Below are 16,316 nucleotides of genomic sequence, written 5' to 3' on the forward strand. Positions count from 1 at the left end.
CCACTTTGGTAGAAAAAATGGTACAAGAGTCCCCTCCCCCCCATGCTTTTTCCTACTTTCCTATACTTTAATTAATTGTTCTTCTAATTTACTTACCTTGTTTAAGTCCAAATAATACTGTTTTATAGTCATTTCCATAAAAGCTCTTCTGTTTTCTGATGTTCTTATTGTCTTATATTTTTTATTATAAAATAATGTGAAATCGTGGATTGTTCCAAATAATCCTGAACATGCCAAGTCCCAATCATGCAATTCAATCGGTGCTATATCTAAATCTGTACTCATAATAAAATACTTGTCCAATTCAGGTATATACGCATCCATTTCCTCAAATAATTCTTCTTCAGTTATTTCCTCATTTTTAAGATCGTTATATATCTTTATTACTTTCTCCGCGAGGGTTACCATTCGTGATAGAATATCTTTTGTTTTAAATACCAAGTGTTCTTTGCTAGCTATATTTTTTATATTCAAGCTTCTTAATTGCTCGTAGTAAGGATGAATGTTGTAATGAACTCCATTTAAGATAAAAGTTTCTTTACCATTGATTTTATACCACCATTTTTTATCTTGCTTTTCATCTACCCATGTTGTATGACATATATAATTGTTTTTTAATATATCGATTTCATCTCTACCGAAGTAAACCCATATAATGTTTGGTAATTTATTAATCCACCTTTTTTCGGCAATTTCATTATTATAGACTTCAATTTTTTTAGCCTGGTCTTTGATCTTTAATGATATCTTCCCAATTTCCTCTAATGACAGCGGTTCCTTTAAAATCACCTTAAATGAATATCTTTTGGCTAAGCCTGTATGAACGGGCTCAACTTTGTAAATTATATAATTGTCATATTCGGCATATATATTGGTTGAATAGTACGGCTGATATTCTTTTACATCAAAGAATATTGTTCCTCCCATATTTGCCTTGAAAACGGGATGTTGCTTTTTATCAGGATTTCTTTTATTCCACACTTCTAAATACAAGGACACAAGTCTTTGTATATCATATAAAGATACTTTTCCTTGTTTGACTATGTGCTTATCTTGAAATGCATCACAGAGAAAACTTGTAAATACACTTACAGGCTTTTCGGGATGTCCATAAGAGACTTGGTCTGAATTGCTAGATGATAACACTGCATACCCTTCACCTTGGAACTCCTCTACTGTCTTTTCGATGTTAAAAGAAGAAGTTTCATCAATTGAAAAGTTGCCCGAAAAGCAACAATCTAATAATATCACCTTACTCTTTGCCTGGATTTCCTTAAAGTGTTCTATAATTTCTTGTGTACTTATGATTCCATCACTAAAAACTAGATAGTGTTGGCCATCTATAGTAGCACCATGACCTGAAAAGTAAAAAATTAGAGTATCATTTTTATCGATTGTTGTTACCTTAGATAAAGCACGCATAAAATCTTCTGTTTTAACATCGCCATACTTCCCACAAGTTGTAATATTTTGTTTTTGTACCTTCAATCCTCTTATTAAAGCTTCTTCCATTAAAGCAACATCATTCGTACAAAAAGGTAGGTCAGCAACATCAGGAATATAATAATTACTTACACCAACTACAAGAGCGTTTAAATTAGACATATTATCACACCTTCATTGAACGGTATCTTGTGAGGATTTCAAGAAAAATTCTATAAAATCCCTGCCAAATTTTGAAATTTGAAATTGATCTTTTGATTTCATTTTAGGGTCTTTTAAACTTGGTAATCGTTTCTTGGTCTTGCCAAAGGCTATATTTAAAAATTTGTGAATTTCACTAATTGATTTAAAAAGCGTCTCTAAGTCTCCTAATGTTTGAACTTCCTTTTTTGTAGTTAACAAACCAAGCCGTAATAAATTATTTCTAACCGAATCATATTGTTCGTAACTCAAACCATGCTTTTCCATTACATCATGAAACGTTTCTGAACCTTGTCCTATGTATAAATTTTGACTGTAAATTCTTAATACAGAAATATCAACTAATCTTAGTTCCTCCATTACATCGTAATAAGTTAAAACAAAATCTTCAGTGATATAATCGTGCATCGTTATCTTGACAAAACCATTAATAAGAAATTCAATTTTATCTTCTTGAGGTTCATTGAGAGCATACTCTAATACATATCCAAATAATTTGTCTATTTGTTCCTGTTGTTTATCTGTCTTTGATTGGAAATTATTTTGAATATCATTAATACAAGCCTTTAGTTCTTCAATAATTCTATTAATATTTTTTTCGAATTGCATTCGCTTATATGATGATACTGCACCGGAAATACCTGGTATAAGTGAGGCACCTGCATCAGCTGCAATCTCAACTGCAAAATGTTCAACCTGTTCTTTAGCTTCTTTGGATGCATATGAAGAAGCAACATCTAAAAATGTATTTATTCCTAACCCAGATATTGATTTGACTCCATCTTTAAATTTACCCATTCTTCTTTTCCCCCTTCAAGGAGATTCAAAATTTTATATAATGCCATTTAATGAAAAGAAATAGTTCAAAAAGATAATACTAGATTCTTTGTCTATCAATCTTTTCTAATAAATTAGAAGCTTCATATCTATACTGAGCGCATCCCTCTAATATCCCGCGAGAAATATCGTAAATGCTATTTTCATCTGTATTTTCGCAAACGGAATATGCGATACTAGCAAATATATCGTAATTTTGAAATTGACGGTAACCTGTGGCAACTACATAACCTTGATTAATTGCCTCTAAAGTAGAGATTTGATCTAATGAATTCATTTTTACAATTAAATTACCAAAAGACGAAATCCGATGCTTTACTAAATAATCACAAATCATATCAGTTTCTACTAATTCCTTAATAAATTCATTTACCTGTAGAGTAAAGATGTTATTTTGTATGTTTTCCAACACTTGTTTCTTATCAATGCTTTTATCTCGTAGATTTAATTTAACTTTTATATCTCTAATGATTTCATCTACCGTATCATACCTCTTATCTTTACTGCGACTTGTACACTTTTCAACAATAAAAGTTAATAAATGCTCTGTATTATTCGCTCCCAAGGTAAATACATAATCAATCATCTTACCGAGTGAATAAATATCACTCTTCTTATCAAGTTTAGTAAAGTCTCCTATGGCTAAAGGATCGATAAATATATGATTATTTTTTTCGGTTGCAGATGATTTCAAACTTCTTTCAATTGATTCGTCTTTGCTAAGGCCAAAATCACTAATAACAAAATCATTCCCTATCTTCAATACATTCCCAAGGTGTAAATCTCTATGAATAATAGAATGATCGTGAGCATACTTCATACCTTCTAATACATCAAAAATAATTTTCAATCTCTGCTGGAAAGATATATCTACTTCCTTTCTTAGATATTCATATAAATTGATATCAGCTCTTTCCATTAAATACGAGTGGGTTGTAGGATCAAAACTATAAACATTTAAAATTTGTGGGCAATCTTTAAGCTTTTGCATGTTTTCAAATTCATACTTCATTCTTTTTTGTAGATTAGTGTCATCTTTATGAGATTTATTTAATTCCTTTCTCAAAACGTTCTTTTCCACAAATAATATGTTACAATAAGAGCCTTCATCAATTTTGTTATCACTTGAAAGTTCTATTGGTGTATTTTCCGTATTAATTACCATTATTCCATTCCGTTCAAGGAACTTAACTACTTTATCAACTATATTCCCAGAGGTATTTTTGTCAAAGCTTGAGAGTTCTAAAATGTTAATAATGTTTTCTACTAGCTTTATTCTCTTTTCCTCTTTAACATTTCCAAACTGGTCTGTAAGCAATTCAGTGTCATTAAATTGAAAATCTCCTTCACTACTAAAATAGTCATAGATATCTAAATAATCCACACTTAAAATGGACATTTCAAAATAGTAATCTAGAATAATTCCATTATAATTATAATTTGTCACTGTAACTTTCCTATCCCATAATCTATCATCAAAGAATTTCAATAGCTTTATATATTCATTATGATTCATGGGTTAGCCTCCAATGCTCTATCAACTTATTTAATAATTTCTCCTGTCTTTGTTTTAAAGTATCTTCAGTCCATTCCTTCTCATTTAATACTTGAGAAGTGAGTACAAAAGAACTAACACCTTTCTTAGAACTAAAGTATTTCTCCTTTTTCTTATCAAATTCATAATTTTTTGCTTGGCTATTTTTTTGTCTTGATAGCAGCACTAAATTACCTATCTTATGTACATAGTCATCTCTAGTTTCTTGATTAGGGAACCATACAGTCCATTGACTTTTTTCTTGGGGATTTTGTGGCAATACATGTTCTACAGTAATTCGTTCGTAATTATAGGAAGCTTGCCCGTCGGACAATAATGAATCCAATTTTAGTAATACTGGTAAACGGACTTTCTTCATTTGGTATAAATCACCGTCTAATTGTTTGACGATAAGTCTTTTTTCTTCATTCGTTAATTGAAGAGATGATTCATATATAAATAGATTTTTATCGTCTTCAATTTCAATAAGTAGATTTCGGTAACGCTCAATACGTTGATTGATATTGTATCGAAGAATCATCATTCCCATTGCCAATCGCTCAAGGTTGGTGAAAAACTTTAATAGCTTTTTAGGTTCATTTTCATTTCTAGATAGATATAGTATTGCGGCAGGAACCCAATCACTATTATCAACCTTTAGTAACCAAAAGAATTGGTTATTTATCTCTTCTGCAAAATTAGCGCTTTTATAATTCATTTCTAATATATATTTAAGTGCATTAGAAAAGGGAACTAACTTACTTTCAATAAACTCCTTTGGTTTCTCAGAAGGTTTAACATAGTCACGGAATTCTTTGATAATTGTTGAACGCAACTTGTACTTACGATAAATCATTCTTATATGGGAAAATAACTCATTAAAAGTTTCTCTACCTAAATATTCCTCTGCATTTTCCCACATATCATTGTATTTATCCTGCTCTTTTTTAGGTAACTTTCCAATAATTTCTGCTTTTAAAATATCTGAATGTGATAAATCAAGACCACGGTCATTTAAAACAGAGAATATACGATACGCTGAATCAAAATCTGGCGTGCTTACGACTACTAAATAACACTTCATAATAATAAAGGTAGCAAGTTGAGTCCGTTCTTCTTGTGAAATATTAGAAAGGCGTTTAATTAAAAGAAGTGTATTTTTCACTATTTGCTGTTGACTATCATTCTCAACTTTCACTTCTGATGGTAATTTATCAATACCGCCGTCAGCTTGTATATATTCCCTGAAAAATTCAGCATCCCGATCTCTTAATGTCAATCGAAAACGGTCAGGAGTGCCTCTTAAAGAATTTCCTTCCTCATACAAGAATCCTTTAATCTCATTGGCCTTTTCTGGCAATAAATGCTTTAATACAGCTAATAATATAGTTAGAGTAGTTAATCGTTGTTGTCCATCTAGTACTTGTGAATCCGGCCCGTCCTCCTTTATTAAAACAACACTTCCTAAAAAGTACGGATTCATTTCATTAATGTTATTTGTTGAAGAATTGTCAATGAACTCTAGTAAATCATCTAATAGAACTTCTGTATTTTCTTCTGTCCAGGAATATGGTCTTTGAACATTAGGTATTGAAAATGCATAATCGTTACTGAAGATCTTATCTATTGGATACTCTTTAGCTAATAAACTAGTTGTCATTTTTATTCACCTCATTTATTTTAGAAGTACTGGAATGGTTCGGGTGCTTCCATTAGGAAATATGCAGTTTGAACCCCGTCCATCCTACTCTCTTATGATTATACAGAAAATTTCCATTTTCTTCTCCCATTTTACAAAAAAAGACCTATTACTTAAAATAAGTAATAGGCAGGATTCAATTTATTATTTTTTCAAGCTAATCATTCGCATATCGAAGCCTTGCAGTATAATGTCAAAACTAATCGATTCATTGGTGTTTATTACATTAATTCTTTAACAACTATCCTAATTTAAAGTTAAACATTCAATTTCACAATAATATCATTTATATTTTCTTCAATTTCATCCAAAGAAACTATATACCACTCTTGCGGATTTTCAATTTTACCATTTGCTGTTGGAACAGAGATTTGTAATTGCTTATCTGCAAATCTATGATGTATTACTGTTTCCAACTTTCGACCACTAAAGTTTTGAACTTCCCATGTCGCAACAATTTTCACAGGTGCATAAAGATAAGTGGCTTCATTTTCAGCATTACTAATACGTTCTTCTACACTCCCACTAGCAAAACCAATCTTATAAAGGTTTTGATACTTTGATATTTCAGGATTCGAGCTAAGTGATTTTACTACATAAATATAGCCAGTAGTCAGATATTCAGCAGCTCTTTCTTCAACAGTAGTTTCTCCCATAACATCACTCATTACTTCGGTTACCATTCTACCATGACGAGTGTTATCAAAGAGATTGGATGCAAATGACCTCAGTAAAATCCCTTTATTTTCAGTTCCATTTTCATAAATAAGATGTAGCTTTGCGTTACGATAACCATTTTTATCTATATAATAGTCACCCATTGATAGAACATATAGCAGAATCCCATTATCTATATAAAATTTACCCGGTTTAATGTTTTTTTCAGTGTCAACAGGTATTATTTTACGAGTGCCATTTGCAATTTCTTTTTGAACAAGTTTAAATAGAGGTTCATATTGTTCAAAATGGCTAGCTCGTTTCCGAACACTGTATTTGTCAGCAGCATTAATTGTTCTCTTATATCTTGACAAATCAAGTAGTGAATCAACTTTGTCTTTTTTCTCAAAAAGTGTGTCATCATTAAGTATATCGTCAAGAGATTCAGGATTTTTTATCGGTTTTTCTAAAACTTTATTTTTACTATCAAACAAGTTTAGTTCATCTATCACAGCTAGCTTCTTTATCATTTCTGGCTTATCCCGATAGCCCTTTAGTCTAGAATATAATCTTCTTTCAGTCATATTACGAGATTTTTCGGGTTCTTTTCCATCGTGATTTTTTATCCAATCAATAATCTCTTGGAACTTTTCAAAATCCGGGTCAATTCGCTTCACTTCCTTTTTAGGAGATTCAGCTATTAGTTCATCAAAAATTGGATCCGAAAAAATATCATCAAGAGTACGCTTATCCATTCTGTCTCTCTCTCCTTAGTTGTTCTAAACGTAATAAAGCATACGCTAATCTTTGCTCGTATTGGTCTGAACTAGACTTATCTGGAATTCTTCCATTTTCATTTTTAAATTGGACAATTTGAGGATACAGCATAATTAATTCATCTTCAGAAAACGTAAATTTTATACCATCCATATAATCTTGGATAAATCGTAATGTTGGTGCATCTATTTCTTTTGAAATGACCTCATAAGCGCGTTGGAAAGGATTCACTTCATCAATTAAATCAATAGCAATATTATCAATATTGATAAATTTATTAGCCATTTTTAGGATTTGATTTCCGCCAGTTCCTTCTTCACGCTCGGCAGATTGAATAACAGATTGTGCAACTAAGTGCTGGCGTACCTCCTCAGTCTCATCATTTGATAAATCAGGGTAGGTATTCATTATCACGCGAGGTATAAGTTGTTTATTAATTACTTTAGCCTCTACGCCAGCAGCAATAGCTTGCTGAATTTGACTATCTTGTAAAACAGTGGCTTTCAAATCATTCAAATCGTTTTCAATAATATCTTTTGAACGATTAGTACTTGGATCCTTTAACCCTTTGATAAAAATATCTGTTCCGTTTGATTTTTGATCATCATTATCCTTACGCTTAAATTTAAAGTTTGGAGCCAATACAGATTCCATCAAAAGACTCGCAGTGATTGCCTTCATGACATTATTAACCGCAAACATGACCTCATCATCTTGAGCATCTGGTTGGGCAATTAAATTGGTAAATTGTGCATGAGTTTTATTTGAACTATCACGAGTCACGCGACCAATAATTTGCACAATTTCAGTTAAAGAATTACGATATCCGATTGTTAAAGCATATTCTGCAAAAGGCCAGTCAAATCCCTCTTTTGCCATACCAAGTGCAATAATAATATCTAAGTCATCGAGTTTAGACATATTTCTGATATATTCTTGAACCTTTTCACGACCATCCTCATTAACTAAATCAGCAATTTTTAATACTCGTCCTGTTTCTTCAGTTACTAGCCAAAGTCCTGTATTTTCATCAAATTTTGCTTCACCTAATTCTTCTAAAATACGATCAACTTCATCGTATTTATCTTTAGTTGATTCACCTGAATTAACATTTGGAATATGAATAATTGTTTTCTTTGAAGTATCTAAAACCTCTGAAAGTGCATCTGTATAACGACCTCTATAGAAGCTATAGCCCATTGCGAAACTTTTTAAATACTTGTAACCCTCAAGTTGTTCGTAATAAGTGTAAGTTACCTTATCAAACTTTTGCTCATCAGCTGGTTCAAGAATCGGGATTGAATCACCGCGAAAGTAAGATCCAGTCATAGCGACGATATGGGCAGAAGAATTACCCATAATATTACGCAATGCATTACCAAGGACAGAATTATCATCTTGTGATACATGATGAAATTCATCAATGGCAAGTAAAACATTGTTAAAGTCCGATTCATTCAAATTTTCAAAAGCAAAACGTAATGTTGCATGAGTACACACCATGATATTATCTTCTGAGTCTGTAGAACGAATAAAATCAACAAACTGTGACACTTTACTTTTACTCGACCCACGATCCGTGAGATTATTTTTGGGATTAATAACCCAATCCGTAAAGAAGCCGAATTTTGCTAACGCTGTGGTTTGAAAAGATTTTCCAATTGAACGTTCTGGAACCGCTATAATTACTTTTTTTATATCTTGATTTGTAAGCTTATCCAAAGCTACAAACATTAATGCGCGTGACTTACCTGAAGCAGGAGGAGCTTTAACTAATAGATATTGTGATGCACGTTTCTCATATACACGCGCCTGCATCTCGCGCATACCTAATTCATTTATATTTTGGCTTTGTCCCGTACCACTATAATTAATTTCAAAAATGTTAGATGTCATTTTTTATCCTCACTTACCATTTCTTGATAAAGTTTTAACAATACACTCAAACGTTCCTCATCAGATTTGAATGGTTCTTGCTTATAAGCACGCTCCACGATTCCATCAATTTTTTCGTGTGCTTCTCGTAATCTTGCGTTCATTGGTTTATTCGCCCCTCCATAAAGTTCAGCAATAGTACCTCCTTCTTCTTCACGGACATCCAGCATGTCTAATACGGCTTCTTCAAGGGTATTTTTGCGATTTGTTGAGAGCTTTGGAATTGGAAAAGTATTGTAAACCATCCCTGCAGAGTAACGATACCGTGTTTCCAATTTACCACCAACTGCCCGAAGCCAAATCATATGCATGCGAGACACTAAGATTCCAAGAAGCCATATTGGAGCGTCATAGATTGCTCTAGCACCCGCAGATGGCATTGTTTCCCTTCCAACAAACCCCATAGGGGTATAATCTCTATTTTCTGAAGAGGTATAAGGTACAATTAGAGTCTGTGCTGATGTCGGGTGTGTATCCCTAAACTTCCACGGCTTGTTTGCAAGATTATTTAAAGTCTTATCCTTAGCTTTGAGCCTTTTTTCTCGTACAATTTCCAAACGCTTTTGTACCAAAGGAATATCTTTTATAACCTCATAATCTTCTTTACTTAAAAATAAAGCATATCTAATTTCTTCGTTAATATATTCATTACCGCCAATATACTTAACGAAATAATTTTTCAACTCTGGATGTTCATTTAATGCCTGTTCATATTCATTTTTATCAAAGAGCAATCCTCCATAACTTCTATCATTATTTCCGTCTCTCATTTTTGGGAGATTTGATATACTTTTGTTACTACTACTAATAATTATATTTTCTCCCTCAGTTAAATATGGGTTAATATTTACGGCCTTTTTTATAGTACCGTCATCAAAATAAAGAAACTTTTCTTCTAGTGAAACATTCCTCAGTCCAATAATAGCAACGGTAACTCCAGCATTGTTTTTAGCAGAATTAGACCATTTAAAGCTCGGATGTGCAAAATATATTTCTACATTTAATTTCCAAATTAGCGGCCAAAGCATCTCTATTTGATTCCCCTGATTAATTGAATTTGTGGTTACAAAAGCAAGCTTAGCCTTTGAATCTTTAATGAATGAAGCCCCTTTGAAAAACCAACCTGAAATATAGTCTAACCTCTTGTAATTATTAGAAATTTCACCAAAAATACTTACTAAATCACTCTTTTGATTAGAATCTTGTTGACTTGAACCTATATACGGTGGATTACCCATAATATAAACTTCTTCATTCACTTCATGCGGGACAATCTCACGCCAATCTAAACGTAAAGCATTACCGTGAACAATATTCCCCGATTCTTGGAGTGGAAGAATTCGTGGTTGATAATCTGCTAATGATTCAATCATTTCAACATTCATTTGATGTTCAGCAATATAAAGAGAAAGTTTAGCCACCTCATGTGCGAAATCATCGACCTCAATGCCCGAAAATTGATTCAGTTTAATCTTAGATTGCTTGAGAAATTCTCCTTGATAAACATTCTTTTCCTTTAAAGCGTCCTGGATTTCACGGATTTTAACAAGGATTTGAATTTCAAGTCTTCGTAGTTCTTTGTATGCAATAATCAAAAAGTTACCAGATCCACAGGCGGGGTCTAAGAATTTAATTTCACTCATTCGCTCTAGCAAACTATTCAAGGCTTTAATAATGTTTCTTTGTTGTTCTCGTCTTTGTTTTTCAGTGATTTCACGTTCTAAATAATCATCTGCACGATCAGAAAGTCTTTGGTACTCAGCTTGAAGATTGTCCAAAAATAGGGGTTTAATTACTTTCATGATGTTTGTTACGCTAGTGTAGTGCATGCCTGAGACTTGGCGTTCTTCTTTGTTTGCAACAGTTTGAATCATTGCCCCCAAAATATCCGGATTGATTTCATTCCAGTTAAGCAATTCACCTGCTTCGATAAGTAGTTTTCGGGTTAAAGTGCTGAAATTTAAGTCATGATGCGGTTCTTTGAATAGTTTACCATTAACGTATGGGAATTTTCTTAACCATTCAGGGACATCTTGTCTTTGGCTTTCAGGCACATCTAAAATTAAAAATAACTCTTTGATGACTGAATTTAGATTGCTTCCATCGGTCTTAGTTCTTGTTTTAAGGACGTTAGTAAAAGAGCCCTTAGCTATAATTTCTGTATCTTCACAGAAGTATAAGAAAAGTGAACGAATTAGAAAAAGGTTAAAAGATTTGCCGTCAGCTTCCTTTTTTGCAAGCTCTGTATTGATTTTAACCAATTCATCATAAAGTTTTGTGAAACGCTCAGCAGCTTTAATATCTGCTGGGTTTTCTTTTTGGTAATCTACTTTCTCAATCCCATTCCATGCAAGGAAAAACTCTGCATTAGTTGGTAAATCTTCAAAGTTAATGGCAAGTGAATCGTTTGTTTTTGTATCTTTTGCATAAAGCATTTCAAAATCAGTTGTGATAATATAGCGAGGCTTTTGATTTTGAGATACAATTTCCTGCTCTATTTCATCAATAGCTTGTAGTGGATTATTTTCAACTTTACGATAACGAACTTTATTTCGTATCAAAAAATCTCCTTCGCTCGATTTTGCACGTGTAATACTAGTTTTAGGAATATCAAAAAGCCCTAAAAACTCTTCAATAAATGTCTCTTCATTTAAATTTTCAACTAATTGTTTAACTCTATCTTCAATTTCTGTGATAGGTAATAAATATTTCTTTGACATATGAATTTCAGTCCTTTTATTTAGTTAATATTGATCCAAGTGCTATCATATTATGTGTTTTACCGCCACCCATTGACTGAGAAAGCTTTACAACAACCATCGATCCTTTTCTGTGGAAACGTTTAAAGGCAGTATCCATTAATGCCTTCATTCCTTGGGTAGGGAAGTTTTCATCAAAAAATCTTCTTGGATCTATGTTGTTTTCTATTAAATCAGTCAAATCTAATACATTGTCTCTTTTTGTTTCATCAAACACACTTCCACGTGGTTTACAATACTCCAACAAAGTTTTCTCCATTTTCCCTCCATGAATTCAAAAAATAATGTAATTATAAATCTAGACTATAAATCAATAATTCTAGCGACAATTTCAAGACGACGCTTACCACATACTTGCTTTACTGTCGTAGTAAACGACTTTTTCTTTAAAACTAGCGATTCATTATTGGCAACAATTGTTTCAATCATTTTAATCATTTCCTGTTCGTTAATAACCTTTTCCCAATACTGATCAATAACTGCATTGATTACAGATGAAACTTCCTTTTGATTTCTACAAAATGTATTAATATAGATCACCTTCAAATCATGTCTTGTATTTTTCTTATTATTTTTTAGTAAAATTCTTATTAAATTATATCCTTAATTAATTGTAAATAAAAGAATAGATGTAAAATTACCTATGATTTCTTCCCTAATAAATAAAAGTTACATATAAGAAGGGAATTTCATACATATTTTCCCTCAGCACCACAGTTAAATAAACAAAGGGGGTACCATCCGTTTCACGCCCCACCCCTTTATATAAACCGTTGTTTATCCATTTGGATAGATAACGGTTTTTTGCGTTACAGAGACGACATGCGTGGTGAGAGGAGCGCACTATGAAAGGAGGAATGAAGATGAACAACTCATTGGTCAAGATTCTAATTGAAGCTAAGAAGCTAAACAAATGGATCCCTGCAAAGTTCCTAGTAAAGTATGACATTCAGAAGATTAATCTATCAGAACTTGAGGATGATGGACTCATTCTGACTATGAAAAATAAGTCAGATGAATTGGTATTGAAGTTAACACTCAAGGGTTATCACCACTTCAATAAATAATTAGGATTATCCAATAACATTTAGGAGGAACTTTATTATGCGGAAGAACTTATGGCTGAATCATGAATTGATTAATGGGAAAGGAGTTTCTATCCCAGAGATTAAAACAATCTATCAATCGTTATTAAATGAAAATGAAAGAATTAATGATGAGATAGTTGATTCCATTGAATGCAATGACTACGTCAGACTATCTCATTTACTAGTTAGTAGAAATAAGATCCAAACAGCGCTAAAGGAAGTCGAGGCATTACATGAAGACGATTTGAAAACTTATGTTTCTACTAAAGAGCGAGTTTCTTATGCACTAACAAATGCTGCTGAATCACTGGAATCAAAAGGAGAAGATGTACTATTAAACGTTATTAAGAGCTTAGAAAAAATGAATCAATCTACACATAGCTTGGTAACTAAGTCATTAGACTTCTCATCAAAAGCATTCAGTACAGGTAATCAATTAAATCATAAAGCTGGAAAGTTTCTTGTGAAGAAGACGTCACAAGGAATATCTAAACTTGCAAAATGCAATTAATAAAAAATCTTAATCTATTGAAAGGAGGTGAGAAACATATGAAATCAGGTATGCAATCCCCAAGAGACAATATAGTACCGTTCTCTAATAATGAATCTGAAATAGTTTCACTACCTAATATTGTCGTATCGACTATTGAATCAAAACGACGTGTAGAGGAACTACAAACGTTTGTTGAAGAGGTTATGGTGAAAGGTATTGATTATGGTTTAGTAGATGGATTTTCAAAGCCCTCATTACTTAAACCAGGTGCTGAGAAACTATGCGATGTATTTGGGTTCTCGAAAACAGCAGATGTCGTCAATCGTATCGAACAATGGGAATCAGGAATCTTTGCATATGAGGTGAAGATGACGCTTATACGCAAAGACAATGGACTCGTTGAAGCTGAAGGCCTGGGTTCATGCAATAGCAAGGAATCTTCTTTTCAGCAACAAGATCCTTACACAATTGTCAACACCGTATTGAAGATGGCAAAAAAGCGAGCGTTGATTGATGCAGTTCTATCTGCAACACGTTCAAGTGGTATTTTCACTCAGGACATTGAAGATTTTCCACAAGCAAAAACTAAGGCAAGTAAAGGAGGTGGTGAACAAGTAACAAGAGCCCAACAACAAAAGATCTTCCGTATCGTCAACGAAATGGACATGCCTACATATGTTGCAAAGGAATTGATGAAGATGACTTTTGGTGTTGAGCGTAGTACACAGCTAACCAAGAAACAGGCATCAGACTTTATCCAGGATTTACTGGTACTGAAGGAGGTCAGGACGATGGATGAACAAAACCATACTGATTGAAAGCACATGGATTGCTATAGCGGTCGATGTGCTTTTTTAATGCACAAAAATAGATGAGCTCATCGGCATATGAACTCATCTAAAAATATCACTCAACAACAGTATATTGCAGATCAGGTATTAACTCAATCGGGAGGGACGCTCATCGTCTCTCCTTTTTTATTTCAATCAAACAAATAATGGAGGAATTTATAATGAACAATTCAATCGATAAAATCACTTTTAGAAATCTATTAGCAACAACAACTCGTGAAAAGGAAGATAGTTATGTAGTGAATGAACTATTCACCCGCTACCCATCTATTCAGGAATTATTAGCTGTAACCGAGGATGAGTTGCTACAAATCAAGGGAATCGGAAAAATAAAAGCAAAACAAATCATTGCTGCTTTACAACTTGCTCGCATGAACCCATGTCCAGTTGAACAACGATTTACAATTCGTTCGCCCCAAGATGCTTATGATTACCTTAAGGATATGCAATATTTAAATCAGGAGCATTTTGTAGTTCTTGGTTTAAATACTAAAAACCAAATTGTCTTTCGTGAAACAGTATTTGTCGGCTCACTTAACGCTAGTATCGTACATCCACGTGAGGTGTTTAATCATTTAGTCCGACGGAGCTGTGCCAGTGCAATTGTTGCCCATATAGGTATGAAAAATCAATGGCGAAATTATAATTTATTGTACCCACAATGTTATATTAATTTCGCCTTTTTTCTAATGGCGAAATTGAGTTTGAAAGTGGGCTGGAGATAGTGAAATAAGTTAACTTCTTGAAGAGAAAAATGATGAGAACATTATGTTTGAGTTAATTATTGTCCTATACTAGATAAAGAGATTTCATTTTTCTAATTAAATCAGGAGGGACTTAAATGAATAATAATACTATTTCCGGTTTTCATATACTCGGAACTGAAAACGGAAATTTGAAATTAAATACAAATAAAATGTATCATTGGCATATTCAAAAAAAATTAAGAAATACGCTGATTGCACAGGGCGATATAGTGCTAGTTCAAACAAAAAGAGGGAATAGACCCATCCTTGTCATGAATGTTTTTCGTGAAGAAGATAAAGAAAAGAAGAGAAAATATAAACGTGTAATCAAGTTGTTAGAAAAGGCACCTGAGAAAAGCCATGCTGTTAAAAGTTAAAAAACAATTAAAAATGTTAAACAATTGAGCCAGATTGCGGAATAAAAAGTAAAGGCTATCCTGAATAGCCTTTACTTTTTATTCTTTTTTCTTGTGAAAAGCAATATTTGGGAGACAATAGCCAGTACGGGTAATTCAATTAAAGGTCCAATGACCAAAGCTAAAGCAATGAAAGGTTGATCAGGGAATGCTGTCACAGCTATAGCTAAAGACACTGGTGAATTACTGGAAATAATTATCATATTTAAGCTAACTGAATCTTCGTAAGAAAACTTTAAAGACCTTCCAACGAAGCGTCCTACTACATAGTTAATAACAAAAAACAACAAAACCGTAACAACTAAAGTGTAAATGACTTCCATATTTTCAAGTAAATAAGAACCTCGGGAAGCGAACATTGCCATAATAGCCAATGATAAAAAGGAGATTTGAGCAATGCCGAAAAAGGGAATAACTTTGTTGTTTAAAACAGATTTTTTCTTAATAAGAATCGTGTAAGATGAGCAAATGCAAATGGAATAACCAATACAATAAATATACTTTCTATAAGCGTTGATATGGGTATCGATTCAATAGTTCCAGCCAATATTAGCAAATATACTGGCAAAAGTACGACTTGTAAAATTAAATTAATCGGTAAAACTGATGTAGAAAGAGATACATTTCCTTTTGCTATTCCAGTAAAAGCGAGATACCAATCTGTACAAGGTGTCACCATAAGCATGATAAAACCAATCCATAAAGCAGGATAATCAGATAAGAAAACGGAACCTAAACGCCAAGCTAATCAGGGTGGAATCGCGCTCTTTAGTTTTGAGTCGGTTCAATTAACGTTTTTCAGGGGGGAGGTTTTTATTTTGACATTCTATTCGATATAATATAATATAAAACTCATCAAAAAAAATTGATGTGTTAGGGG

General features: G+C 32.9%; 14 protein-coding genes and 1 pseudogene. 5 read left to right on the forward strand and 10 right to left on the reverse strand.

Features of this window, described 5'->3' with window-relative positions; translation table 11 throughout:
* Nucleotides 1-60 precede the first annotated feature (60 nt).
* The 9 genes from DX933_RS13385 to DX933_RS13425 all read right to left on the reverse strand — a co-directional run bounded on the left by DX933_RS13385 (nt 61) and on the right by DX933_RS13425 (nt 12,382).
* The gene (locus DX933_RS13385; protein ID WP_123316948.1) at nt 61-1,605 is read right to left on the reverse strand and encodes a caspase family protein; all 1,545 of its coding nucleotides are present in this window, start codon (nt 1,603-1,605) and stop codon (nt 61-63) included.
* Nucleotides 1,606-1,617: 12 nt separating this feature from the next.
* On the reverse strand, nt 1,618-2,442 hold the full coding sequence (locus tag DX933_RS13390) for a hypothetical protein (protein ID WP_123316949.1): 825 nt from the start codon (nt 2,440-2,442) through the stop codon (nt 1,618-1,620).
* A gap of 79 nt (nt 2,443-2,521) precedes the next feature.
* Nucleotides 2,522-3,997, reverse strand: a complete 1,476-nt coding sequence (locus tag DX933_RS13395) for a protein kinase (RefSeq protein WP_123316950.1) — start codon at nt 3,995-3,997, stop codon at nt 2,522-2,524.
* On the reverse strand, nt 3,987-5,675 hold the full coding sequence (locus DX933_RS13400) for a DUF262 domain-containing protein (protein WP_123316951.1): 1,689 nt from the start codon (nt 5,673-5,675) through the stop codon (nt 3,987-3,989). Before DX933_RS13400 ends, DX933_RS13395 begins: the two co-directional genes overlap by 11 nt.
* 296 nt (nt 5,676-5,971) lie before the next feature.
* Nucleotides 5,972-7,126, reverse strand: coding sequence for a GIY-YIG nuclease family protein (locus DX933_RS13405; RefSeq protein WP_123316952.1), 1,155 nt, complete (start codon nt 7,124-7,126; stop codon nt 5,972-5,974).
* Nucleotides 7,119-9,044, reverse strand: a complete 1,926-nt coding sequence (locus DX933_RS13410) for a DEAD/DEAH box helicase (RefSeq protein WP_123316953.1) — start codon at nt 9,042-9,044, stop codon at nt 7,119-7,121. The genes DX933_RS13405 and DX933_RS13410 overlap by 8 nt, the downstream gene beginning before the upstream one ends.
* Nucleotides 9,041-11,803 (reverse strand): class I SAM-dependent DNA methyltransferase, encoded by a 2,763-nt coding sequence (locus DX933_RS13415; protein WP_123316954.1) that lies wholly within the window; start codon nt 11,801-11,803, stop codon nt 9,041-9,043. The genes DX933_RS13410 and DX933_RS13415 overlap by 4 nt, the downstream gene beginning before the upstream one ends.
* A 16-nt stretch (nt 11,804-11,819) precedes the next feature.
* Nucleotides 11,820-12,101 carry a hypothetical protein gene (locus DX933_RS13420; RefSeq protein WP_211740845.1) on the reverse strand — a complete coding sequence of 94 codons (282 nt, stop codon included), beginning with the start codon at nt 12,099-12,101 and terminating at the stop codon, nt 11,820-11,822.
* Nucleotides 12,102-12,145: 44 nt separating this feature from the next.
* Nucleotides 12,146-12,382 (reverse strand): TIGR04540 family protein, encoded by a 237-nt coding sequence (locus DX933_RS13425; protein ID WP_190279525.1) that lies wholly within the window; start codon nt 12,380-12,382, stop codon nt 12,146-12,148.
* 323 nt (nt 12,383-12,705) lie between these two features.
* Here DX933_RS13425 and DX933_RS13430 point away from each other — a divergent pair, with 323 nt between their 5' ends.
* From DX933_RS13430 to DX933_RS13450, 5 genes are all read left to right on the forward strand, one after another.
* On the forward strand, nt 12,706-12,909 hold the full coding sequence (locus DX933_RS13430) for a hypothetical protein (RefSeq protein WP_123316956.1): 204 nt from the start codon (nt 12,706-12,708) through the stop codon (nt 12,907-12,909).
* A gap of 37 nt (nt 12,910-12,946) precedes the next feature.
* Nucleotides 12,947-13,441: a hypothetical protein gene (locus tag DX933_RS13435; protein ID WP_123316957.1), complete on the forward strand. Its 495-nt coding sequence runs from the start codon at nt 12,947-12,949 to the stop codon at nt 13,439-13,441.
* Between the two features lie 38 nt (nt 13,442-13,479).
* Entirely contained in the window at nt 13,480-14,241 is a 762-nt protein-coding gene (locus DX933_RS13440; RefSeq protein WP_123316958.1) for a hypothetical protein, read from the forward strand.
* A gap of 194 nt (nt 14,242-14,435) precedes the next feature.
* Entirely contained in the window at nt 14,436-14,999 is a 564-nt protein-coding gene (locus DX933_RS13445; protein ID WP_190279526.1) for a JAB domain-containing protein, read from the forward strand.
* Nucleotides 15,000-15,115: 116 nt separating this feature from the next.
* Nucleotides 15,116-15,397: a DUF5839 family protein gene (locus DX933_RS13450; RefSeq protein WP_123316960.1), complete on the forward strand. Its 282-nt coding sequence runs from the start codon at nt 15,116-15,118 to the stop codon at nt 15,395-15,397.
* A 71-nt stretch (nt 15,398-15,468) separates the two neighbouring features.
* On the opposite strand, the pseudogene DX933_RS13455 reads toward DX933_RS13450, so the two are convergent.
* Nucleotides 15,469-16,184 (reverse strand): annotated as a pseudogene (locus tag DX933_RS13455) (arsenic resistance protein); the annotation flags it as partial.
* Between the last annotated feature and the right edge of the window lie 132 nt (nt 16,185-16,316).

The organism is Ornithinibacillus gellani (assembly GCF_003730295.1).
GTDB lineage: Bacteria > Bacillota > Bacilli > Bacillales > Amphibacillaceae > Ornithinibacillus_A > Ornithinibacillus_A gellani.